Consider the following 22,910-nt stretch of genomic DNA (forward strand, 5'->3'; position numbering starts at 1 on the left):
CTGAAATGAAGAAGGTGATCGGGTGGCTGGTGATTCTGGCGGCTGTGGCCGGAATCGGATGGCTGGTCTGGCAGCGGATCGAAGAACAGAATTCGGAGAACACCGGCAAGGCGAAAAAGAAAGCCGCGGCCATCGCCGTGGAAGCCGTATTGCCCGAAACAAAGGACATGCGCGATGTGAAGACGTTCACCGGCACTCTGAAGCCGTGGTCCAGCTTTGAGGTCGCCCCGAAGGTCAGCGGCAGGCTGGAGGAGCTGAACTTCGATATCGGCGACCCGGTTCCGGGCGGCGCGGTGATCGCGCGGATCGAGGATACGGAGTACAAGCAGGTGGTGGACCAGACTGCGGCGGATCTCGACGTCGCCAGGGCGGAACTCTCCGAAGCGCGCGTGATGCTCGACCTGCGCCGCCGCGAATACGAGCGCCAGAAGATTCTGACCGAAAAGAACGTCGGCACCGCCGCCCAGTATGAATCCGCCGAAACCGCCTATCAGGCCCAGGCCGCCGCTTATGCGAAAAGCGAGGCCGAAGTCAAGCGGCGGCAGGCGATTCTCGACAACGCCCGGCTCAAGCTGAACGACTGCACCGTCACCGCCGACTGGGGCGGCGGGGATATGCACCGCTATGTCGCCTCCCGCGAAGTGGATGAAGGCACGCTGATGGCGGCCAACCAGGCGCTGCTCACGGTCGCGGAGCTGGACCGGCTCTATGCGGTGATCTATGCGATTGAGCGCGACTACCCGTCGCTGAAAATCGGACAGGTCGCCCGGCTCTCCACCGACGCCTATCCGGGCGAGGTGTTCGAGGGGAAAATTTCACGGATTGCGCAGGTGTTGCAGGACAACACCCGGCAGGCCGCTGTGCAGATCGAGGTGCCGAATAAGGACCTGCGTCTGAAGCCGGGCATGTATGTGCGTGTGCAGATGGAATTCGCGTTCCATCCCGGCGCGCAGGTGGTGCCGCGCAACGCGGTCATAAAGCGGAACGACAAGACGGGAGTGTTCAAGCTTTCCGCCAGGGACGGTAAAGCGGTGTTCGTGCCGGTGGAAACCGGAATCGCAACCCGCGCCTTTACTGAAATTCTTTCCCCGAAGCTGAATTTCCCGGTGATCACGCTCGGCAACCATCTGCTGACCGACGGTGTGGATATCCGGATTCCGGCGGACTTCCAGATCCGCAAACCGGATGATGCGGAGGCCGGGGAGCAGGAGACGGCACGGTTATGAACATCCCGGAGTTTTCGGTAAAACGCCCGATCTTCATTTCGATGATCTCCTGCATCGTGCTGATTCTGGGCGGCGTGGCGCTGAGTTACCTGCCGGTCGACCTGATGCCGGACATCACCTATCCGGGCGTAACCATCATCACCACCTACGAGGACGCCAGCCCGGAGGAGGTCGAGGAGCTGATTTCCAAGCGGATCGAACGTTCGCTCTCCGCCGTCTCCGGGGTGAAGGAGATCACCTCCACCTCCGGCGAAGGTTCCAGCAACGTGACCGTCTCCTTCAACTGGGGGACCGACCTCGAATCGGCGGTGGCCGACGTGCGTGACCGCCTTGACCGGGTGGTGCCGAGCCTGCCGGATGACGCGGACCGGCCGATCCTGTACAAATTCGACTCCGCGAGTTCCCCGATCCTGCGCATCGGCGTGGCGACGAACATCGACCTGATGGATGCGCGACAACTGGTCGAGGACCAGATTCAGTACCGGCTGGAGCGGATCAACGGCGTGGCCTCGGCTGAGATCAACGGCGGGCTGGTGCGCGAGATTCAAGTGCTGTTCGACGTGGACAAGGCGCGCAAGCTGGATACTTCGCTGGAAAATGTGCTCTCCAAGCTCAAGGAGGCCAACGTAACCACCCCCGCCGGAAACCTGCGCGAGGACCGGCTCGAAATCCGTGTGCGGACCCCCGGCATCTTCACCGACATCGACCAGATCCGCAATACCGTGATCGCGACCGGAAAGAACGGCGAACTGATCAAAGTCGGCGACGTCGCCGAAGTGGTCGACACCCATGAAAAACTGACCCGGTATGTGCGGGTGAACGGCAAGCCGGGCATCATGATGCAGGTTTACAAGCAGTCCGGCTCCAACACCGTGCAGGTGGCCAACGGCGTTTTGAAGGAAATGGAAAGGGTCAACGAGGAATTCGGTTCGCAGGTGCAGCTTCAGGCGATCATCAATACGGCGGATTTCATCGAACGCGCGATCAGCGGTGTGGCGGATTCCGCTTTTTCCGGCGGGCTGCTGGCGGTGGTGGTGCTGCTGTTTTTTTTGCGCAACATCGGCAGTACGATCGTGATTTCGATCAGCATCCCGATGTCGATCATCGCGACCTTCGCGTTGGTCTACTTCTGCGGCTACACCCTGAATCTGATGACGCTCGGCGGCCTTGCGCTCGGCGTCGGCATGCTGGTGGACAATTCGATCGTGGTGCTGGAAAACATCACCCGGCTGCGCGACGAGGGCATGCATCCGCACGAGGCGGCGGTGAAGGGGACCAGCGAAGTGGTGGCCGCGCTGACCGCCAGCACGCTGACCACGCTGGCGGTGTTCCTGCCGCTGCTCTTCATGGAGGGGATGGCCGGCGTGATGTTCAAGCAGTTTTCGGCGGTGGTCTCCTTTTCGCTGGGCTGCTCGCTGTTCACCGCGATCACGCTGGTGCCGATGATGGCGTCGCGGCTGCTGCGCCCGGTGGCGCCGCCGGCCGGCAAGCCGTCGCTGTGGCACCGGATCATGGAGATCCCGGAGTATTTCCTGCGGTGGCTGGTCGGCTGTTATTCCGATGCGCTGGATGCGGTGATCCGGTTCCGCTGGCTGTTCATCGGGATTTCGGTGGCGCTGGTCGGCGCGTCGCTGCTGCTGATTCCGCTGATCGGCACCGAACTGATGCCCAAGGCGGACGAAGGCGAGGTGCGTGTCTTTCTGGAAATGGAGGTCGGCACCAGCCCCGAAGCCGTGAACGATGTGGTGATCATGACCGAAAACATCATCCGCGAGGTATGCGGCAAAGATATGCGCGGCTGGGTGACCTTCGCGGGCAGTTCGAGCTGGCGCAGTTCGGGCGGACACAAGGCGAACTACAACATCCGGCTGGTGCCGAGGACGCAGCGCAGGCGTTCCGACCAGCAGATCACCGCCGAGCTTGACCGGCGGCTGAAGGTGATTCCGGGCGCGGTCTGCCGGGTGCGGGCCGGGCAGGGGATCTTCTCGCGGATGATGGGGGCCGGTTCCGGCGAAGGGGTTGCGGTGGAGCTGCGCGGTTTTGATTTCGATACCGCCGCCGCGCTGGCGGCGCGGGTCAGCGACGCGATGGCCTCCGTGCCGGGCATCACCGACGTGAAGCTCTCCCGTGACCTCGGCGTGCCGGAGGACCGGCTGGTGATCGACCGCGACAAGGCCAACGACCTCGGTGTGCCGGTCAAGGAGATTGCGGATGCGCTGCGCACCATTCTCGCCGGTTCCGAAGCGGGCGAGTTCCGTGAAAACGGCGACGAATACACGATTCTGGTGAAGGTCAAGGATGCGGATCTGCTGGGCCTCGACCAGATTCTCGACCTCTCCATGCGCAACGACAAGGGGGAACTTGTGGTGCTGCGCAACCTGATCAATTACGAACGGGTCAAGGGACCGGTCAACATCGAACGCAAGAATCAGGAACGCGTGCTGACCGTCGGCGGCAATATCCAGGACCGCGACCTCGGTTCGGTCGTGCAGGATATTCAGGCGAAATTGGAGGATATTCCGATGCCGCCGGGCTTTACGCTGCTGTTTTCCGGCGATTACGAAGACCAGCAGGAGTCGTTTCGCGAGCTGATGTTCGCGTTTTCGCTGGCGCTGGCGCTGGTGTATATGGTGATGGCCTGCCAGTTTGAATCGCTGCGCGACCCGCTGGTGGTGATGTTCAGTGTGCCGCTGGCGGCGATCGGTGTGGTGCTGGCGCTCTTCCTGACCCGGACGACGTTCAATCTGCAATCCTTCATCGGCGTGATCATGCTCGCGGGCATCGTGGTGAACAACGCGATCCTGCTGGTGGATACCGCGAACCTGTTGCGCAACGAGGAGGGGATGCCGCTGGAAAAAGCGGTCAGGGAAGCGGGTAAACGGCGGTTGCGGCCGATCCTGATGACCACGCTGACCACGGTGCTCGGGCTCTTCCCGCTGGCGCTCGGGCTGGGGGACGGCGGCGAGACGCAGGCGCCGATGGCGCGCGCGGTGATCGGCGGCCTGACCAGCTCGACGGTGATTACATTGTTCTTCGTTCCGGCGGTCTATCTGGTGGCGGAAACTCTCTGCTCCAAAAAGAAAACGCAAACCGGGGAAGAACGGAGCTGACCGCCGGCGCGCCGGCATGATGCGGCATGGACGGGAATTTTCTCCTGCTTCGCGGGGAGGGGGGCCGTACTTTTGATATTTGATTCGGACGATGTATATTACTACGGAACCGTAATTGCGTAATTTCAGGAGGTTGAAATGAAAGTTCTGCTGGTCAACGGGAGCCCTCACAGGGAGGGTTGTACTTTTACGGCGCTTTCGGAGGTGGCCGGAGCGCTGAAGAACAACGGCGTCGAATCGGAGATTTTCTGGATCGGCAACCGGGCCGTACAGGGCTGCATCAGCTGCTGGAAATGCCGGGAGACCGGAAACGGCTGCGTGTTCAAAGAGAAACTCTACACCGACTTTGTGACGAAAATGAAGGAGAGCGACGGACTGGTGATCGGCGCTCCGGTCTATTACGCCGGACCTCCGGGAAGTTTGTGCGCGATTCTCGACCGGGTGTTCTTTTCCGCGACGGAATGCTTTCTGCATAAGCCGGCGGCGTGTGCGGTGAACTGCCGGCGCGGCGGAGCGAGCGCCGCGTTCGACCGCTTGAACAAATACTTCACGATCTGCCAGATGCCGGTGGTGTCGTCGCAGTATTGGAATTCGACGCACGGCTTTACGCCGGACGAGGTTCGCCGGGATCTGGAGGGATTGCAGACGATGCGGACGCTCGGCAACAATATGGCCCATCTGCTGAAGTCCCTGTCGCAGGGCGGAGTCCCGCTGCCGCAGCAGGAGCCGCGGGTCAGCACGAATTTCATCTCATAAGGAGCGCCGGGAGCAACCGTGCTCCCGGTTGAAAAAAAAGCGTCCGGACGGGCAAAGCCTCCGGACGCGATGCTGTTCAGGCCTGATTTAGAACTTATTCAGGGATAAACTCTAAATCAGGTGTCCCATGCGCTCTTTTTTGGTGCGCAAATAGAATTCGTTTTCGGCGCACGGCTCAATCACCAGCGGAACCCGTTCCGCGAGCTTCAGGCCGTAGCCGGAAAGGCCGACCAGCTTCTTGGGGTTGTTGGTCAGCAGCCGGACCGATTTCACTCCGAGGTCGAGCAGAATCTGCACGCCGATCCCGTATTCGCGCAGGTCGGGGGCGAAGCCGAGTTTTACATTCGCATCGACCGTGTCGCACCCTTCATCCTGAAGCTGGTAGGCGTGGATCTTGTTGAAGATGCCGATGCCGCGTCCCTCCTGGCGCAGATAGACCAGCACGCCGGAGCCGTTTTCGACGATCTGGCGCATCGCGGCGTGGAGCTGGTCGCCGCAGTCGCAGCGGCAGCTGCCGAATACGTCGCCGGTCAGGCATTCGCTGTGCACGCGCACGAGCACATTCTCCTTGTCTTTCACGTCGCCGTAAACGAGGGCGATATGCTCGAAGGAGTCCACCTTGGTCCGGTACGGGGTGATCCGGAATTCGCCGAACACGGTGGGCAGCCGGGCGCTGGCGCCGCGGATGATCAGTTGCTCATGGCGGCGGCGGTAGGCGATCAGGTCGGCCACCGTTCCCCATTTCAGGCCGTGTTTTTTGCGGAATTCATCCAGCTGCGGCAGCCGGGCCATCGTGCCGTCGTCGCTCATGATTTCGCAGATCACGCCGGCCGGAGTGAGTCCGGCGAGGCGGGCGAGGTCGACCGCCGCTTCGGTGTGTCCCGCCCGGCGCAGCACGCCGCCCGGCCGCGCGATCAGCGGGAACAAATGCCCCGGCGATACGAAGTCGGCGGGCGAGGTCGCCGGGTCGATCAGCGCCTTGACCGTCGTTGCCCGGTCGAAAGCCGAAATGCCGGTGGTGGTGCCGCGCTTGGCGTCGACGCTCTGGGTGAAGGCGGTGCCGAAAGGATCGGTCAGCGAGGCGGGCGTGGAGAGGTTGAGTTCGGAGGCGCGTTCCGCCGACAGCGGCGCGCAGATCAGCCCGCGCCCGTAGGTCGCCATGAAAGTGATCGCTTCCGGGGTCACGTGGGCGGCGGGCAGCACGAGGTCGCCCTCGTTTTCACGGTGCTCATCGTCGGTGACGATCACCATTTTGCCCTGCCGCAGGTCGGCGACCAGATCCTCTACCGGATCGAAAACAAATTCGCTCATCGTATCAATTCCTGTTGTATATGAACTGTTCAAATATTGATTTCACGAGAAATCGGCGTGATCGCGTTGGCGCGGCCGGTGCGGTAGTCGTAGCCGATCACCGCGCCGTCGAGCCGGATCGGGCCGTTTTCGACCACCGGCAGCCGGTTCGGCAGTCCGGTGGTGAATTTGTACAGCACCGCCCCGACCTCGCGGCCGAGCACACTGGTGGAGGCTCCGACCATCCCGGCGTCGGTCAAATAGGCGGTTCCGCCGGGGAGTACCCGGCTGTCGGCGGTCTGCACGTGGGTGTGCGTGCCGATCACGGCGGTGACCCGCCCGTCGAGGAAGTACCCCATCGCCAGCTTTTCGCTGGTCGCCTCGGCGTGGAAATCGACCAGAATGGTGCTCACGCTTTTCGGCAGTTCCTCATTGAGAATCCGGTCCGCGGTTTCAAAGGGGCAGTAGGCGGAGTCGCGCATGAACACCTTGCCGAGCAGACTGATCACCGCCACTTCGCCGCCGCCGGGGTTGGGAAAGACGCCCCAGCCGCGTCCCGGCTGCTTTACGGAGAAGTTGGCGGGACGGATCATCTGGCGGAAAGCGCCGATTTCGGCGTCGAAGCCCTTCTGGTCCCAGGTGTGGTCGCCGCTGGTCACCACGTCGGCGACGGCGAGCAGGTCGCGGACGCATCCGGAAGTCAGGCCGGAGCCCGCCGCCGAGTTTTCGCCGTTGATCACCACAAACTGACAGTTGAATTCCCGGCGCAGTTCCGGCACGAGCTGTTTGACCGCTTCGCGGCCTCCCTTGCCGACGACGTCGCCGATAAAAAGCATATTCATGAATTCGGGATTCCTCTTCGTTGCTGCGATTGCATTCTCTATAACATATCGCCGGATCGGGAATTATTCCAGTCCTTCAGCCGTTCCGGTGTTTTTTCATCTGCAAAAAACGGGTCATCAGCAGTACGCACAAGAATGAGAACGGGCTGGCGAACATCGCGGCGCGCAGTCCGAACCGGTCCGCCGCGACGCCGACGAGCAGCAGCAACAGTCCGGCGATGCCCCAGGTGCCGCCGACCACCAGCCCCATGCGCGTGCCGAGCGCGGGGCCGCCGGGGGCGGTGCGCGCCAATACCACCAGCTGCGGAAAGCCGGCTCCGACCAGCACTCCCGCCAGCGGGATCAGCGCCGCCGCCCAGCCGGACGGGGCGGCGCAGAGGTAGAGGATCAGCAGCGGCACCCCGGCGAGGATTTCGAGCTGGATGCACCGGATGGTTTCAAACTTTTTGATCAGGAAGCTGGTACCGAGCGCGCCGAGCCCCGCGCCCGCGCCGAACAGCATTGCGCTGAGGCCGCCGAAACCGAGCGAAAAGCCGAAGAGATTCAGATAGGTCGGCAGCAGTCCCTGAATGATCACGCAGCCGGTGTTGATCAACGTCGCGACCACGAAGAGCTCCCAGAAGGTCAGCGTGGAGTGCGGGATGGCCGCCGCCTTGCCGCGCGCCGCCTGCGGCCGGTCCTTGGCGAGCCGGACCCGCGCCTTGGAGACGCCGACGAGCAGGAGAGCCACCGGAATCAGCATCAGGTAGAGGCCGTGGAAACCGAAGCATTCCAGCAGCACGCCGCCCAGCAACGGACCGGTTGCGTAGCCGAGGAAGCCGGAGAGCATGAAAATGGAGGTGGCGACTGCCGGCGTCACGGTGCCTGGATCGATCGCGCAGACGCCGCGCAGCCCCTCGGGATGGACCAACGCCACGCCGACGCCGAGCACCAGCACGATCAGCGTCAGGAGCCACATCGCTCCCGGTCCGGCCGGCACCAGTCCGACCAGGCAGATCGCGCAGCCGAGCACCAGCCCGACCTGAACCAGCAGCGGCCTGGTCGCGGTTTTGCGGAGTGTTCCGGCCCAGAGCTGTACGCCGTTGGAGCTGAAGGCGCAGAGGGTCAGCAGCAGCGTGCCGGTGCCGATGGAAAGGGTGTATTTTTCCAGCAGGCGCGGCAGGAATCCCGGCAGCATACCGGAGAGCATATCGACGGTGAAGTGGATCGCGGTCAGCATGGAGAGCTGCCAGATCGCAAGGGTTCGGCGGTTCATGGTGGTTCGGACTTTCCTGTTGTGATTTCATTAATATATCCCGCCGCCGCGCGAGTATCAAGAAATCCGAAGAAAAATGTCCGGTTTTCCGCTTTTGCCTCTTGACAACCGCTTCTTTCTTTGGTATAATATAGATGTAGCACAAAATGTGCTATTGTAATATCGAAAGGAATCAGGCGTGGGAAACAAACCGCAATACCTGAAAACGGCGGAATTGCTGGCGGAGCGGATTTCGTATGGCGACTATCTGCTGACTGAAATTCCGTCCTCCCGGAAACTGGCGGAGGAGTTCGGCGTCAGCCATATCGTGGCGCGCAAGGCGGTTGAAAAGCTGCTGGCCGACGGCCTGTGCCGCCGGATGGAAAACGGCCGGATCGCCGTATGCGCCCGCCGGGAAGCGGCGGGACCGGCGCCGGAGCCGACGGTCGCAATGCTGTTTCCAGCCTTCGCCAGCAACTATTTCCAGCGTTGCCGGGTGCAGCTGGAGCGGGCGACGGAGCGGCGGCGCGGCCTGTTTCGCCCGGTGAATTTCGTCCATTGGAATGAGCCGGTGATCCGGGAGACGCTGAACAATTTCGACGGAGTGTTCCTGTTCGGCAGCGCCGAAGAACTTGACCCCGCCGCGCGGGAATTGTTCCGAAGCCGGAAACACGGACTGACCACGGTGGATTTCGACCTGACCGGGCTGGGGATTCCCCGGCTGGCGATGTTCGACGCGAGCTGTGTGCGCCCGCTGCTGGAACATCTGAAGTCGCTCGGTTTCAACCGGATCGATTGTATCAACACGCAGCCGTGCGATGTGGAGACCACCCGCCGGATCGGGGCGTGGCTGAATGGGATGCGCGAATTGGATTACACCGGCATATTGCACAACGAGCCGGTCCGCGCCTACGAGGACCCGGCGCAGAGCGCGTATGAACTGATGCGTGCCCGCCTGACCGGTGAATTTACGGCGCAGGCGGTATTCTGCACCAATGAAAACATTGCCTATGGCGTGGCGCGCGCCCTGCTGGATGCGGGGAAACTGCCCGGACGCGACATCGGGCTGGTCGCGATCGGCGACGGCGGGAACGCCCGTTTTTTCGCCCCGTCGATCACCTGTGTTGAAATGCCGGACATGGCGCGGGAACTGGACCGGCTGCTCGACTGGATGTTCGATCCCGGCAAAACGGCGTGGACGGATGAGCCTGCGTTGTTGCCGCGGCAGGTGCCGCTGTTTATCGGAGAATCCACCGTATGGAAAAGAAAATAAAAGGAGACGGCTTATGAAAAATAAATTTACATTGATCGAGTTATTGGTGAATATTACTTGTAAAATATGCAATCAGTCTCTGTATGCCGCTCTGCGTAAAAGAGAGGCGGCAAGGTGCCGCTGCCAAGTAACGGGATGTGCGTCGTCACTTCGTTCCTCCTACTTATCCCGCTGGGGAGCTCTGCTCCCCCGGCCCCTCGCTTCCTCATCTATTCCCGCTCTGCGCAAAAGAGAGGGGTTCGGGGGAGAGAAAGCGGCGACTTGCGCCGTGTCTCTCCCCGTACCAACTAATCCGAACATCTCTCTCATTCTTCGCAACCTCTTACGCCTCCGTCAACGCTCTGCGAGCGGCAAGTCGGAGCAAAAACGTGAAGTTGCCTTTCCGCAAAAAAGCGGGAAGACAACTTCACGTTTTTGCGGATCTTCCTTCCCCGCCGACCGACCGCGGCCCCGCCTGTTGACCGTCCCGTACCCGGCACCGGCACCTTGCCGGTCGTGGTCCAGCGGCGAAAGCGCTGGTCGCTCCGACAGGAGCGAAATCCTCCGTTGGAGACTATCCCGCTGCAGTTTTACGTTGATTGAGCTGCTGGTAGTGATTGCAATGATCGCCATTCTGGCCGGAATGCTGCTGCCCGCGCTGAACAAGGCGCGGGAGAGCGCCCGGGCGTCGAGCTGCCTGAGCAACCTGCGGCAGATCGGGCAGGCGGAGCAGATGTACGCCGGGAACAACGACGATTTCCTGACGCCGCTGAACCTCGGCGCCACCTGGGGCGTGAACAATGATAACAACTGGTGGACCAATCTGCTGGTCAATGGCGGGTACCTGCCGCCGCCGAAGGTGTGGCACTGGGAACCGAGTGGGGTGGTGAAGGACGGCGTATTGCGCTGTCCGAGCGTGAACGACAACGAGATTTCCGCTTCGGGCGGCTATGCGCTGTTCGAAAATGTCGCGGCCGATAAGCATCCGAACCGGGCCTCTTATGGTTGTGCGCCCAAATTGGGGCGGGTGAGAAATGCGTCGGGGCTGATCCAGATCGCCGACAGTTACCACTATCAGTATAAAAACACCAGCATCGGCTTCCTGTGTCCGAAGTGCACCGAGTGGACTTTTTCATCGACCGCCCAGATTCCGCCGCGCCACCGGGGAGGCGGCAATGCGGTGTTTCTCGACGGCCATGTGGCGGGACATCCTTATTTGTACTGGAAGGGAAATTCCGACGATGTATTCGGTCATGAAGTCAAACGGTAAGAGGATCGTGATGAACTATTGGTTGCTTATCCCGGCGGTCTGTGGGATCACGCTCAACGCCGCCGTGGATTTTACCGGGCCGGGATTTCCGCCGCTGTCGCTCAACCGGGCGGGAGAAGCGGCGACGGTGCCGGTACGGCAGACGGTGACGGTGGCGGATTTCCGGGACGGTTTCCCGGATATCGTGCTGAACAAGGCCGGGGAACGGGGACAGAAATTGATCCATGCCGCGGAGCGCGGCGCGCTGCAGGTGGAGTGGCGGCGCGCGAATGCGGGATACTGGGAGTGGAGTTGCCGAAAGCCGGTCCCGCTGCCGGAATTTACTTCAGCCCGTATTGTGGTGAAGCTGACCGCCGGGAGTCCGGAGCCGCCGGAATGGTTCAACCTGCGGCTGGCGGATGCGACCGGCGAGGTGTTCCAGTACGCGAAGCGGACCGACTGGGACCGGGACGGCGTCTGCAATCTGGTGTTCGAGTTGGAGCGTTCGCAAAAGCCGGTGCTGAGCTGGGGCGGCAATGGCGACGGCAGGCTGGATTTCCCGGTGAAATTCCTCGGGGCCAGCGGTGATTTCAAGGCGGGGGAGGGGGACGGAAAGCTGTGGATCGATTCGATACGGGGGGAATTCGTGTCTTCGGTGCCGTTGAGCCGGGCGGTCGCGGTCACGCTGAAGGGAACCGATCCGTTCCACCTGATTCCGCCGGAGAGGCAGGGACCGGTTCTGTCGTTTCACAACCGTTCCGTTTCCGCGGTCCGGCTGAATGCGGAACTGACGCTGCGGGATTTCGACGGCATGGCGGTGCGAAAGCGGTTCCCACTGGTGTTGGCCGCCGGAGAAACCCGGCCGTTCGTCTGGCCGGAAAAGCTCGGCCGCCGGGGCATCCGCTATCTGGAATGCCGGTTCTCCGATTCGGAAAATCCCGGTGATTCTTCGGTGTGGAACAGTTCGTTTGCGGTGATGGAGCCTGCCGGACCGACAGCCGGGGCGGGGCGGGGATTCATTTTCGGCGTCTGCAGCCATCCGAATTGGACCCGGGACCGTGAGGTTCACCGCCGCGAAGCCGAGGCGGCGGCGCTGGCCGGAGCCGGAGTGGTGCGGATCGATTTCGAGTGGTGGCAGATCGAGCCGGAGAAGGGGAAGCGCGATTACACACTGTACGATGAACTGGTTGAAACATTCGCGCAACGGGGCGTCGAATTTGAGGCGATCCTCGGCAAGCCGCCGAAATGGGCGGTCGTGAAAGGCAATCTGCCGGATTACGGCGCGTGGCGTTCGTTCGTGCGGGATGCGTTCCGGCGCTACCGGGGAAAAATCCGTCTGTGGGAGGTCTGGAACGAACCGGACCTTGCCGGGTTTGCGTCCTTCGATGTTCCCGAGTATGTGGAGCTGATGAGAATCGTGCGCGAGGAGGCTGACCGGGAAATTCCCGGAGCGACGGTTCTTTCCGGCGGTTTTGCGACGATGGCGGCGCACGGCTCGAAAAAACGGGAGGATTTTCAGGAGGAGACCCTGAAGCGCGGCCGTGGGCTTTTCGATCTGCACGCCTACCATGAGCACGGCACTTTTCCGCAATACCGGCAGCTGGTGGACGGCCTGTTCCTGCCGATGCGGAAGCGGGCCGGAGTCGCCGTGCCGTGGTATGCCAATGAAACCGCGATCACTTCGGCCGGCGTCGGCGAACGGGAGCAGGCGGTCACGCTTGCCAAAAAGCTGGTGTTCGCATGGAGCCGGGGAGCAGTCGGCTACAACTGGTACAATCTGCGCAACAAAGGCGACGATCCGCGCGACGGAGAGCACAATTACGGGATGATGACCTCCGACTTCCGGCCCAAGGCGGTCTATGTGGCGTTCAACACGCTGGCGGGCCTGCTGCGGGGCCACGGGTTCGTGCGGCAGATTCCGGTGGCGGACGGCGGGATGCTGTTTGAATTCCGCAACGGGACTGAACGTGTATTGTGCGGCTGGAACGAGGAGTTCCGCAGCGCCGGCAAGCGGTTGCTGGTCGACTCGGACGCCGTTCGGGCCGAGTTGATCGACCTGATGGGCAACGCGGTTCCGGCGGAACGGCTCGGCGACCGGCTGCTGCTTCCGCTCGAACGGACTCCGGCTTTCCTGCGGCTGGCCGGTGCGGACCGGGTTGAGGTTGCCGGAGGCGTGATGCGGATTATTCCGCCGCCGGTCGCGGTTTCGGGGCGGACATTGCCGCTGGAAATCGAACTGGTCTCACCGGTTTCCCGCCCGGTCAACGCGAAGTTGACGTTGCTGCCGCCCGCCGGATTGCGAACCGAAAACGACCAAGTGGAACTGGTGTTGGGGCCGGGAAAGAGGTGCGTCTGGAAAACGCAACTGTCGGTCGGAGGCGATTTCCTGCCGAAGCTCGGGGAAACGGAGACGGTTGCGGTCGAATGCCGGATTCCGGAGCTTGGATATCGGGATCGTCTCGAACAGCCGGTCGTCGGAGCACTGCCGCTACCAGCGCGTTTCGATTTGAACCGGAAAAATCAGACGGTATCGCTCTTCGACGCCGACCCGACGAAAACCGCGCTGGTCTGGAGCGGCCCCGGGGACCTGAGCGCTGAAGTCCGGCTGGATGCGTCGGACCGGGAACTGCTGTTGCGGGTGGACGTGACCGACGACCGGCACTGTCAGCCCTTTTGGAGGAGCGATATGTGGCAGGGGGACGGTGTGCAATTCGCGCTGGCGGTTCCGGGGCAGCAGGGGTTATGGGAGCTGGGGCTTTCGCTGTCCGACTCCGGCGGGAGTAAATGCTTCGCATGGAGTGTGCCGAATGGTTTCGACCGGACCGCTGCTGCTGCCGCGATGCGGCTGGAAGCGGAACGGCGCGGGACAGTTACGCATTACCGGGCGGCGATTCCGCTGGCCGCGCTCGGTCTCGACCGGACGAAGCTGCGTGAGGGCATCCGGTTCAATCTGCTGGTCAACGACAATGACGGCGAAGCGCGCAAGGGATGGATTGCCGCTGCTCCGGGGATTGGTTCGGGGAAGGATGCCGGAAAATATCCGGTGGTGGTCGGGCCGTGAATTCACGGCTCCGGCCGGGGACATGTTGCATTTCTGAATCCGGGTGCTATATTGAAATCGGAGGAGAAATATGCAGAATCTTTACATCGGAACCAAACCCAGGAAAACCGGCATGATGCCCGGTTCGCTGGTTTTCACCGGCAAGCGTAAAATGAAGAACGTTTCGCTGGAGGCTTTCTGCTACAACCAGGAGGAAGTCCGGCGGATTCCGTTGCGGAGCGCGGATGAGATTCCGGGACTGCTGCAGGAGGACTGCCGGCTCTGGCTGAACATCAACGGACTGCACGATTCCGAACTGATCAGGCGGATCGGCGAAATATTCGGGATCAACCCGCTTTTTCTCGAAGATATCCTCAATACCGGCCAGCGTCCCAAAGCCGAGCTCGGAGAGGATTATATGTTCTACGTCCTGAAGATGATCCGGCTCGCCCCCAAAGAGGACCACCTGAACATCGAACAGCTCAGCATGATCCACGGCCGGAATTATCTGCTCACGTTTCAGGAGGTTGAAGGGGATCTGTTCGATGCGGTCCGGCAGCGGCTCATGAAGAACATCGGGCGGCTCCGCAGGGCCGGGACGGATTATCTGGCTTACGCCCTGATGGATACGGTCGTCGACCACTATATCGTGATCCTGGACCATCTGCGCGACCTTCTGGAGCCGCTGGATACCGAAGCGCTCGACTCGAATGAGCGGCGCGATCTGCCGTCCAGCGTCCGCAGCGGCAAGAATCAGCTGATTCTGCTGCGGCGTTTCATTTCGCCTCTGCGCGAGGTTCTCGATACGCTGCAGCGCGACGGCGACGATCTCTGGGATGAGTCGCTGACTCCTTATCTGAACGATTTGCGGGACCATCTGCGCAGTGTGATGGATACGATCGAATCCTACCGGGAGAATCTTTCCGGCGTGCTGGAGCTTCATCTGGCCGTATTGAGCCAGAAGATGAATGATGTGATGCGCACTTTGACCGTGATCGCGACGATTTTCATTCCGCTGACGTTCGCCGCCGGAATCTACGGCATGAACTTTGAATTCATGCCGGAGCTGAAAATGCGGTGGGGATACTACGGTTTCTGGGGCTTCTGCGCGGCCGCGGCACTGCTGATGCTGGCCGCGTTCCGGTGGAAGAAATGGCTCTGATTTGATTTTTTCCTGATTCCGGCGTATATTGATAACATACGTACCGTTTTTTGAGGAGGATTCGCAGAATCCATATCTGTAATCACGCAATGGAGGTGTCTTTATGAAAACAATCGGAATTTTGGGAATTGTCGCGGCAGTCCTGACGGCGGGAGCCGCTGAAGTTCAGGTTTCCGAGCTGACCGGCAATGCCAAGGCAAGCGAATTCAAGCTGTATGGGAAAAACCGCGTTGTCAGGGCGGGATTCCCGGTAACCGCATTGCCGGCCGATCTGGCGGGTGAAACGCTGGTTTCGGCTCCGCGCGGTTCGGCCACCCAGCCGGGAGCCGCTTATTCGGTTTCGGTCGACGGGCCGGCCAAGGTCTATTTGCTGGTGCAGGATCGCGGCAAGACCACCGTTCCGGAAGGCTGGACCAAGGTTCCCGCGACCGTATGCTGGGCGAACAACTATACGGATTCCGTCTATGTGAAGGAACTGGATGCGCCGGGCAAGGTGGAAGTGCCCGCTCATGACGGCAAACAGGGGAACAACTTCGGCGTTCCCAACGCCCTCGTGATTACGGCGAAAGAGAAGGAAACGGTATCTTCCCCCGCGACGGAAAGCCGCATGCTGCCGAAGAACCGGATGCGGTGCGTCGGGGGCAGCTTCGTGTTCGTCGAGTTTCCGGAGTTCCTGAAGGACCTGCCGCTGATTTCCGTTCCGCGCGGAGTTTCAAACCAGCCCGGCACCGGCTACTCCTTCACTCTGAAGAAGCCGGCGAAACTCTATTTGCTGGTTCAGGATCGCGGCACGCCTTCCATCCCGGAAGGGTGGACCAAAGAGGAAGGCAAGGCGGTGTGGAGCGTCGGCGCCGCGAAACATAAAGACTCGATCTATTCCCGGGAGTTTCCCGCCGGAACCGTTGAAATTCCGGCCCATGACGGCAGGCAGGGGAATTCCTACGGCATTCCCAGCGCGGTGGTGATTCAGTATAAATAACCGTCCGAACGATCCGGCGGCCGTTCCCTGCATGGGGATGGCCGTTTTTACTTTATTTACGAAAGTGGAGGAGTACGATGAAACGAATCGTGACCATTCAGGATATTTCCTGCGTCGGCAAGTGTTCGCTGACGGTGGCGCTGCCGGTCATTTCCGCGATGGGCGTGGAGTGCGCGGTGCTGCCGACGGCGGTGCTTTCCACCCATACGATGTTCCGGGGCTTCACGTTCCGCGATCTCACCTGCGATATCGAGCCGGTCGCCGCGCATTGGAAACGGGAAAAGATCGGTTTCGACGCGATCTACACCGGCTATCTCGGCTCATTCGAGCAGTTGAAGCTGGTGTCGGAATTCATCGACGGCTTCAGGACCCCGGAGAATCTGGTCTTCATCGACCCGGTGATGGCCGATAACGGCAAGCTCTATCCGGGATTTACGCCGCAGTTCGCCCGGGAGATGGCCGGACTCTGCGGCCGGGCCGACGTGATCGTGCCGAATCTGACGGAGGCGGCGTTTCTGCTGGACCGTCCGTACCGGGGCGAGGGCTATGACGAAGCCTATATCCGGGAGCTGCTGAAGCGTCTCGCCGGACTTGGCGCGAAGCAGGCGGTGCTGACCGGAGTGAGCTTCGCCCCCGGCGAACTCGGCGTGATGGGATATGATGCCCGGCGGGATGAGTTTTTCAGCTATTTCCACCGCCGCCTCGATGCCTCGTTCCACGGGACCGGCGATATCTTCTCCTCCGCGGCGGTGGGGGCGCTGATGCGCGGATTTCCGCTCGAAAAAGCGTTGGCGCTCGCGGCGGACTATACGGTCGACTGCATCGAATGCACGATGAATTCGCCCGGCCATGTCTGGTACGGCGTCGAATTTGAGCGGGCTGTCCCGAACCTGCTGAAGCGCCTGGAGCAATGAGGCTTCACGCTTTGCGGGCAGGGGGCGGAACGCGTCGGGGATTCATCTCCAGAAATAGCCGTCGCACTCCACGCTGCGGCCGCCGAGGCTGGAGCTCATATCCTCCTGCGTCAGGTCGAAGAACTGGAGCCGGGAGCGGTTGCCTTCGGCGTCCACCGCCTGCAGCGCGAACGGTATCCCGGTGAAGTTGCGCGGCAGCAGTTTATCAGGGAAGCCCACCACGAACGTCCTGAACTCCTTTCCCGCCGCAGGCAGTGCGAAGCCGCGGGAGGTTTCGTTCGCGATCGCTTCCGGGTAGAGCGCCAGTTGCTCCAGCGCGGCTTCCGCGCCGCCGGAAAGTTTCAGGTGAATCTCGATTTTGCCGGAACTTCCCGGTTTGCTCCGGAAATTGTGCAGCTTCACCGCATGCCAGCGGGAAGCTCCCATGCCGTGCAGTACGGGACCGGCGGGAATGGAGGAAGCCTTTTCGCCGTTGGAGCGGAAGATGCCGTATTCCGTGTTGCGGGGATAGCGCAGCACGGCGGTGATCTTCGCCCCCTCCGGCGCGCGGTATTTGATGCCGAGGAAGAGCGGCCCGTATCCTTCCGGCCGGGCGGGCAGGGTGAGCGTGAAGGGGAGGAAACGGTCCTGCTTCAGCGTGCCGTCCGCTCCGGCTCCGAAAGTGCAACCGAAAGCCGCGGCTTCTTCTCCGTCGAGTTTGACGTAAGCGGTCGGCGCCGCGCTGACTTCGATGCGGTCGACTCCGCTCAGGTCGTCGACTGCGTCGACCGCCATATTCGCTTCAGAGATATGCAGCCGGAGCCCGGTGATGCGCGGCGGGGTGCGGTCGATGCCGTACAGAATGCTCCACATCCACGGATCGACGTACTCCTTCGGCGGCAGCGGCGGTTCGGTGAAACGGGCTCCTTTCATCTTTGCGAGCAACCGCACCGAGGCGAAGGGATCGGCGTTCTCATTGCTCCACGAAGGTTCCAGCGCGGTCTTTTCCTCGCGGTCGTTCCAGCTGGAGAGGTTCACGATTGCCGGGGCCACTTCCTGCTGCGCGATCCGGATCGCCTTCAGGAAGAAGGCGTCGCGGTCGAAGGAACGGTCCGGCATCACCTCCGGAAGTTTGGACCAGCGCCCCGCGTTGTTGAAGCCGGGGTAGATCCAGACCGCCTGTTCGAGTTTGTTTTTACGTTTCCGGTTCGCTTCGGCGACCAGTTGTTTGCTTTTGCGCAGGCTTTCGCGCCATTTGTCCCAGTAGAGCGTGTCGTCGGGCAGTTCGGAATCCGCCTCCCAGCGGTCCCCGCCGGTGCCGTAGGCGCGGGTGGTCTCTTTGCGGCAGTGGCTCCAGGTATTGGCCGGGAGCTTCAGGCAGCCGAGCGCCTCGACCTGCACCATTTTTTCCGCAGGTCCGGAGACCATCCAGTAGATTTTTTCTCCGCTTTTCCGCTCCACCGCTTCCATGATCTGCTGGTGTTCGGCGGCGGAATACGGCAGGTTCCACGCTTCGTACTGGTAGAGGATTTTCTCGTTCCGGCGCAGGAAGGCTTCGGGATATTTTCCGGCCAGCGCCAGCACCGAGGAAGCGCGCTCGATAAAGGCGGAAATCTCTTTGGCCGATTTCGGCATGAACTGGATCTCGTCGTGGATTCCGAGCCGGAACCCCTCCTGCCGGGCCAGCTTCAGGCAGTTCTCGAAGTGTTCGAGGTTCAGGAATTTCCGGCCGCTTTCCGGGTCGGGGTAGAGCTGCATCAGCACGCCGTCCAGTCTGCTGTTCTTCATGCACCGCAGCTGCCAGCGGATCACCTCGGTATTTCCGGCGGAATAGAAGCCCAGATACGGATAGGTCAGGTCCGCCCCGGCCCGCCGCCACAACGGACCGGAACTGTTGCGGTATTCGCTGCGTCCGTCCTGATAACCCCAGACCCGGAAAAACGCGTCGCCGCCCTTTTCCGTCGTATCCGCGTAGAACCAGGAGTGCCACTCCTGCGCGATCAGGAACGTATCGCGCAGATCGGGAACCGTTTCGGGCGTTTCCGGCTCCCGCTGTTCAACCGGCGCCGGAGCAAGACGGCGTTTCAGCGCGGCTTCCGCCTCGGAGGGAATGCGCTCGAAATTCAGTTCCGTGACTTCAACCGGCCGGGGGCAGAGAAACCAGAGCGAGCCGTGCGTCCCCGGGCGATCTTCCGTCATCTCCGCCTGAAACTCCTTCCATTCGCCTCCGGTTGCGGGCAAACGTTTTTCCAGCAGCGAATAGGTGTTGTCGCCGTGTTTGACGATAAAGTGCAGCACGCCCCCGCCGAGCCGGTAGCGGAAAGAAACCCGGTATTTCGCGCGGGAAAGCGTCAGGGCATGGCTGCTCCATATCCCGTTCTCCCGGCCGGTTCCGGGTTGAATCCGCCAGATGTTTCCTTCGGTTTCCAGCCGGGTGCCGTCACCGAGCTTTTTCCAGCTTTCCGCGGGCGGCAGATCCATCGTCCCGGCAGACAGGAGTGTCGAAAGGCAGGCCAGCAGCAGTATCTTTTTCATCATTGCAATTCCTCCGGTTATCTGGGACGCCAGTATTCCTGATGGGAAGCCGCCCAATCATTCAGCAGCGTCTGGTGAGCGCCGCCGACGCTTCCGTCGTAAAAGAGCAGGTTTGCGCGCAGGTCATGCCACCCCGCCACCGGCTTGCTGTACACATCGTTCGCATACCAGTTGCTGTCGTACACCACGACCGTGTGCGTGCGACGCACTGTCGTGGTCCTGTTTTCGGGCAGGGGAGTCTTGGTGTTGTGGTTCCAGCTGGCGTAGTAGTTCCACGCGTAGCCCCGCGAGTACGGCGGATTCCCCGCGATCTTCGGCAGCGCGAAGCCGAGGTTGCCGTCCGCCGCCGCCGGACACTGGTAGAGTTTGCCTTTCACATAGCCGCTGTCCTCCACGAAGGCGGCGGACACTTACGACTGGACTGTATACAGTTTGCCTTTCACATAGCCGCTGTCCTCCGGCAGCCCGTTGTAAATATTCAGGTAGCTGAACCACCACCGGTTCGGCGTGGTCCGGTATGCCGGAGGCAGGAAACTGTCGTTGTCCTGCTCGTAAAGCCGGAATTCCACTCCGAGCTGTTTCAGCGAGGAGGTGCAGGAGGCCAGCCGCGCTTTCTCCCGCGCCTTATTCAGCGCCGGCAGCAGCATTCCCGCCAGTATCGCGATGATAGCTATCACCACGAGCAGTTCAATCAGCGTAAATCTTGCGACGGTCGGCCTTAAGCGGCGGTATGCGGGGGGCGTGTCCGCCGCCCCCCGCGCCCCCTGCGTCCGGCAAGGTGCCGGTGCCAGGTACGGGACGGTCGACAGGCGGGGCCGCGGTCGCTCGGCGGGGGAAGAAGATTCGCAATAACGTGAAATCATCTTCCCGCTTTTTTGCGGAAAGATGATTTCACGTTTTTGCTCCGACTTGCCGCTTGCAGAGCGTTGGCGGAGGCGTAAGAAGTTGCGAAGAATGAGAGAGATGTTCGGATTAGTTGGTACGGGGAGAGACACGGCGCAAGTCGCCGCTTTCTCTCCCCCGAACCCCTCTCTTTTACGCAGAGCGGGAACAGATGAGAAAACGAGGGGCCGGGGGAGCAGCGCTTCCCAACGGGATAAGCAGGAGGAACGCAGTGACGACGCACATCCCGTTATTCGGCAGCGGCACCTTGCCGCCCGGCGGATGGAGGAAAGAGTTGAGTGATGTGAATTTCTGTTCATATTCTTTCTCCGGCTTGTTCTTTCATTATGCGGTTTCTCCTTGTGACAGGGAATACGGGATTGTCTGTTGACGGTCTCTTCCGTCCCGGGCTTTTTTGAGCAGGTTTTCCAACAGGGCTTCGCCCGCCTGTTCCAGATGCATGTCCATGGTGGTCAGCGGAGTGGGAAAATTGTAATACTTCCACATATTGTCCATGCTGATGAGCGCGGGCTTTTGCGGGCGGTTCTTCACGGCATTCCAGGCGCCGACCGCGCGCAGGTCGGAGGTCGCCATGATGGCGGTCACTTCGGGAAAATGATCGATTTTCTGCTCGACTTCGAGGCGGATGGGATCGGGGAGGGCGCGGTAATTGAACCAGCAGTAATCGCTTCTGTAAGGGATGCCGTGCCTGCGCAGGGCGCGGCGGTAGCCGCGGTGACGCGCCGAATCCGGGCAGTCGCCGAGAAAAATGATATTGCGGCGGCCGCGCCCGATCAGGTATTCCACCGCGTCCTCCGTGGCTTTGCCGACGTCGCAGAAGACGAGATTGAGTTTCCGGTGAATCGGGTCGTTGATGTAAAGGGAATACGGGATCTGCTTTTTGACTGCGTATTCCACGAGCTGTTCGCAGGTGTTATAGTTCAGGAAGATGCACATGGAACTGCCGGGAACCGCAATGCATTTGAAAGCGTCGAGCGTCGTCGCCATCGGCGCGATGTTGACCGTCATGTCGTGCTTCCGTGCAGCGGAAACGATTCCTTTGACCATCAGCTGGGTGAAACACCAGTCCGGGGAAGTCCGGGCCGGATCGAACATCTCCTCATAGGCGGCGATACAGTAGATTGTACCCGGAACGGAGGATGCCCGGTTTTTCAGCTCTCTGGCGACGAAGGTGCCTTTGCCGCTGACGCTGTAGATCAGCCCTTCCTCATAAAGCGGCTGGAGCGCCCGTGTCAGGGTAGCCTGACTGACCTGAAAACGCTCCATCATCGCCTTGACCGTGTGGAACCGGCCTCCGGCGAATGCGCCGGAGAAAATTTCCTCGCGCAGTACTTCCGCCAGTTGTTCGTGCTTGTAATTCGCCTGGATCATGATTCCCCCGGATAAGGTTAAAAAAACATATCGCATATCGATATGATTAATTATAGCAAAACGAAAGCCGAAAGTCAAGAGCGAAAGCAAAAAAAGAGTATATTTTTGTGGCGCGATGAAGATTCCTGCCTCTTTTCGGAGGTGTGTGAAAATAAAGCGGCATTGCGGCGGACTTGCAACTTTTCCGGATGGTGATATGTTACCGGTACAGTATCATTCGAGGAGGCTGATTATGGAACATCTGATCGATCGCATCAATTGGAGGATGATGGAATTCTATTCCGGGGAGGATTCCCGCCGGATTGGCATACCCGGTGCGTGTATGACTATACCCGGCTGTCGGCGGCGAAGTCCGGTGTGGAACCGCATCGGGCGATTCTGCATGACAAAGGTTATTATCCGCTCGACCGGGCGGCGGGACGCGAATTATTCGACCTGTTGTTCCTGAAATAACGAGGAGGAGATATGGACACGTTTTCATCGATGCTGATTCTGTTTTTTCTGGTGATGAATCCACTGGGTAATCTGCCGGTGTTCATCGCCGAGCTGGACCGGCAGCCGCCGGAGCGTTACCGGTTCATCGTGTTGCGGGAGTGCCTGATCGCGCTGGCGATCCTGCTGCTGTTCGTATTCTGCGGCGGCGAAATTCTGAAGGCGCTGCGGATTACGCAGGCGTCGCTGGAGCTGGCGGGCGGGATTATTCTTTTCATGATCGCGATCAAGCTGGTGTTCGGCTCCGCATCGGGCAGCGGCGAAAAGAAGTCCGCGCCGGAAAGCGAACCCTTTATCGTGCCGCTGGCGATTCCGCTGTTCGCCGGTCCGGCGGCGATGTCCACCGCGATTCTGGTCGGCGGCAGGGGCGGTTTCATGCACACGCTCGAAGCCGCCGGGGCGCTGGCCGCCGCGTGGGCGATCTGCACGGCGATCCTGCTGAGCGGCCGCTATGCCGGAAAGTTCCTCGGCGCCAAGGCGCTTTCCGCGCTGGAGTCGCTGATGGGGCTGCTGCTGACCACGATGGCCGTCGAGATGATCATCGCCGGGATCAAATACGCTTTTCTGTCCAAGTAG

At 61.1% G+C, this 22,910-nt stretch carries 18 protein-coding genes; 11 read left to right on the plus strand and 7 right to left on the minus strand.

Features of this window, described 5'->3' with window-relative positions:
* Positions 1–5 precede the first annotated feature (5 nt).
* The 3 genes from C8D82_RS02820 (at position 6) to C8D82_RS02830 (ending at position 5,092) form a co-directional block, all read left to right on the plus strand.
* Positions 6–1,226, plus strand: a complete 1,221-nt coding sequence (locus C8D82_RS02820) for an efflux RND transporter periplasmic adaptor subunit (RefSeq protein WP_116882751.1) — start codon at positions 6–8, stop codon at positions 1,224–1,226.
* Positions 1,223–4,336, plus strand: coding sequence for an efflux RND transporter permease subunit (locus C8D82_RS02825; protein ID WP_116882752.1), 3,114 nt, complete (start codon positions 1,223–1,225; stop codon positions 4,334–4,336). Before C8D82_RS02820 ends, C8D82_RS02825 begins: the two co-directional genes overlap by 4 nt.
* A gap of 138 nt (positions 4,337–4,474) precedes the next feature.
* Positions 4,475–5,092 (plus strand): flavodoxin family protein, encoded by a 618-nt coding sequence (locus C8D82_RS02830; protein WP_116882753.1) that lies wholly within the window; start codon positions 4,475–4,477, stop codon positions 5,090–5,092.
* Between the two features lie 111 nt (positions 5,093–5,203).
* Here the strand turns inward: C8D82_RS02830 and C8D82_RS02835 are convergent, their stop codons facing one another.
* The 3 genes from C8D82_RS02835 to C8D82_RS02845 form a co-directional block, all read right to left on the minus strand.
* Complete coding sequence (locus C8D82_RS02835) at positions 5,204–6,403, minus strand: bifunctional 3,4-dihydroxy-2-butanone-4-phosphate synthase/GTP cyclohydrolase II (RefSeq protein ID WP_116882754.1); 1,200 nt, start codon at positions 6,401–6,403, stop codon at positions 5,204–5,206.
* 29 nt (positions 6,404–6,432) lie between these two features.
* Positions 6,433–7,224 carry a TIGR00282 family metallophosphoesterase gene (locus C8D82_RS02840; protein WP_116882755.1) on the minus strand — a complete coding sequence of 264 codons (792 nt, stop codon included), beginning with the start codon at positions 7,222–7,224 and terminating at the stop codon, positions 6,433–6,435.
* A 76-nt stretch (positions 7,225–7,300) separates the two neighbouring features.
* Complete coding sequence (locus C8D82_RS02845; protein WP_116882756.1) at positions 7,301–8,479, minus strand: MFS transporter; 1,179 nt, start codon at positions 8,477–8,479, stop codon at positions 7,301–7,303.
* Positions 8,480–8,657: 178 nt separating this feature from the next.
* Here C8D82_RS02845 and C8D82_RS02850 point away from each other — a divergent pair, with 178 nt between their 5' ends.
* The 6 genes from C8D82_RS02850 (at position 8,658) to C8D82_RS02875 (ending at position 17,054) form a co-directional block, all read left to right on the plus strand.
* Complete coding sequence (locus tag C8D82_RS02850; RefSeq protein WP_116882757.1) at positions 8,658–9,731, plus strand: substrate-binding domain-containing protein; 1,074 nt, start codon at positions 8,658–8,660, stop codon at positions 9,729–9,731.
* A 457-nt stretch (positions 9,732–10,188) separates the two neighbouring features.
* Positions 10,189–10,980, plus strand: a complete 792-nt coding sequence (locus C8D82_RS22255) for a DUF1559 family PulG-like putative transporter (RefSeq protein WP_390621908.1) — start codon at positions 10,189–10,191, stop codon at positions 10,978–10,980.
* 10 nt (positions 10,981–10,990) lie between these two features.
* On the plus strand, positions 10,991–14,020 hold the full coding sequence (locus C8D82_RS02860; protein WP_116882759.1) for a DOMON domain-containing protein: 3,030 nt from the start codon (positions 10,991–10,993) through the stop codon (positions 14,018–14,020).
* A 70-nt stretch (positions 14,021–14,090) separates the two neighbouring features.
* On the plus strand, positions 14,091–15,161 hold the full coding sequence (corA, locus tag C8D82_RS02865) for a magnesium/cobalt transporter CorA (RefSeq protein ID WP_116882760.1): 1,071 nt from the start codon (positions 14,091–14,093) through the stop codon (positions 15,159–15,161).
* A 103-nt stretch (positions 15,162–15,264) separates the two neighbouring features.
* Positions 15,265–16,140, plus strand: a complete 876-nt coding sequence (locus tag C8D82_RS02870) for a hypothetical protein (protein ID WP_116882761.1) — start codon at positions 15,265–15,267, stop codon at positions 16,138–16,140.
* Positions 16,141–16,217: 77 nt separating this feature from the next.
* Positions 16,218–17,054: a pyridoxamine kinase gene (locus tag C8D82_RS02875; protein WP_116882762.1), complete on the plus strand. Its 837-nt coding sequence runs from the start codon at positions 16,218–16,220 to the stop codon at positions 17,052–17,054.
* Between the two features lie 42 nt (positions 17,055–17,096).
* On the opposite strand, the gene C8D82_RS02880 is transcribed toward C8D82_RS02875, so the two are convergent.
* The 4 genes from C8D82_RS02880 to C8D82_RS02895 all read right to left on the minus strand — a co-directional run bounded on the left by C8D82_RS02880 (position 17,097) and on the right by C8D82_RS02895 (position 21,842).
* The gene (locus C8D82_RS02880; RefSeq protein ID WP_116882763.1) at positions 17,097–19,571 is read right to left on the minus strand and encodes a glycoside hydrolase family 71/99 protein; all 2,475 of its coding nucleotides are present in this window, start codon (positions 19,569–19,571) and stop codon (positions 17,097–17,099) included.
* A gap of 14 nt (positions 19,572–19,585) precedes the next feature.
* Complete coding sequence (locus tag C8D82_RS02885) at positions 19,586–19,978, minus strand: hypothetical protein (protein WP_116882764.1); 393 nt, start codon at positions 19,976–19,978, stop codon at positions 19,586–19,588.
* Complete coding sequence (locus C8D82_RS02890; RefSeq protein ID WP_116882765.1) at positions 19,979–20,431, minus strand: type II secretion system protein; 453 nt, start codon at positions 20,429–20,431, stop codon at positions 19,979–19,981.
* A gap of 364 nt (positions 20,432–20,795) precedes the next feature.
* A complete protein-coding gene (locus C8D82_RS02895) occupies positions 20,796–21,842 on the minus strand; it encodes a LacI family DNA-binding transcriptional regulator (protein ID WP_165832795.1) in 1,047 nt (348 codons plus the stop codon).
* Positions 21,843–22,160: 318 nt separating this feature from the next.
* On the opposite strand from C8D82_RS02895, the gene C8D82_RS22050 reads away from it, so the two are divergent.
* Together C8D82_RS22050 and C8D82_RS02905 are read left to right on the plus strand one after the other, a co-directional pair.
* Positions 22,161–22,295, plus strand: a complete 135-nt coding sequence (locus tag C8D82_RS22050; protein WP_261798409.1) for a hypothetical protein — start codon at positions 22,161–22,163, stop codon at positions 22,293–22,295.
* A 12-nt stretch (positions 22,296–22,307) separates the two neighbouring features.
* On the plus strand, positions 22,308–22,910 hold the full coding sequence (locus C8D82_RS02905; protein WP_116882768.1) for a MarC family protein: 603 nt from the start codon (positions 22,308–22,310) through the stop codon (positions 22,908–22,910).

Source organism: Victivallis vadensis (genome assembly GCF_003096415.1).
Lineage (GTDB): Bacteria > Verrucomicrobiota > Lentisphaeria > Victivallales > Victivallaceae > Victivallis > Victivallis vadensis.

Excerpts from the sequence above, each read along its gene's own strand:
- C8D82_RS02820 (WP_116882751.1), top strand. The coding sequence starts at position 6 with ATGAAGAAGGTGATCGGGTGGCTGGTGATTCTGGCGGCTGTGGCCGGA.
- C8D82_RS02825 (WP_116882752.1), top strand. The coding sequence starts at position 1,223 with ATGAACATCCCGGAGTTTTCGGTAAAACGCCCGATCTTCATTTCGATG.
- C8D82_RS02830 (WP_116882753.1), top strand. The coding sequence starts at position 4,475 with ATGAAAGTTCTGCTGGTCAACGGGAGCCCTCACAGGGAGGGTTGTACT.
- C8D82_RS02835 (WP_116882754.1), bottom strand. The coding sequence starts at position 6,403 with ATGAGCGAATTTGTTTTCGATCCGGTAGAGGATCTGGTCGCCGACCTG.
- C8D82_RS02840 (WP_116882755.1), bottom strand. The coding sequence starts at position 7,224 with ATGAATATGCTTTTTATCGGCGACGTCGTCGGCAAGGGAGGCCGCGAA.
- C8D82_RS02845 (WP_116882756.1), bottom strand. The coding sequence starts at position 8,479 with ATGAACCGCCGAACCCTTGCGATCTGGCAGCTCTCCATGCTGACCGCG.
- C8D82_RS02860 (WP_116882759.1), top strand. The coding sequence starts at position 10,991 with ATGAACTATTGGTTGCTTATCCCGGCGGTCTGTGGGATCACGCTCAAC.
- corA (WP_116882760.1), top strand. The coding sequence starts at position 14,091 with ATGCAGAATCTTTACATCGGAACCAAACCCAGGAAAACCGGCATGATG.
- C8D82_RS02870 (WP_116882761.1), top strand. The coding sequence starts at position 15,265 with ATGAAAACAATCGGAATTTTGGGAATTGTCGCGGCAGTCCTGACGGCG.
- C8D82_RS02875 (WP_116882762.1), top strand. The coding sequence starts at position 16,218 with ATGAAACGAATCGTGACCATTCAGGATATTTCCTGCGTCGGCAAGTGT.
- C8D82_RS02880 (WP_116882763.1), bottom strand. The coding sequence starts at position 19,571 with ATGATGAAAAAGATACTGCTGCTGGCCTGCCTTTCGACACTCCTGTCT.
- C8D82_RS02890 (WP_116882765.1), bottom strand. The coding sequence starts at position 20,431 with ATGATTTCACGTTATTGCGAATCTTCTTCCCCCGCCGAGCGACCGCGG.
- C8D82_RS02895 (WP_165832795.1), bottom strand. The coding sequence starts at position 21,842 with ATGATCCAGGCGAATTACAAGCACGAACAACTGGCGGAAGTACTGCGC.
- C8D82_RS02905 (WP_116882768.1), top strand. The coding sequence starts at position 22,308 with ATGGACACGTTTTCATCGATGCTGATTCTGTTTTTTCTGGTGATGAAT.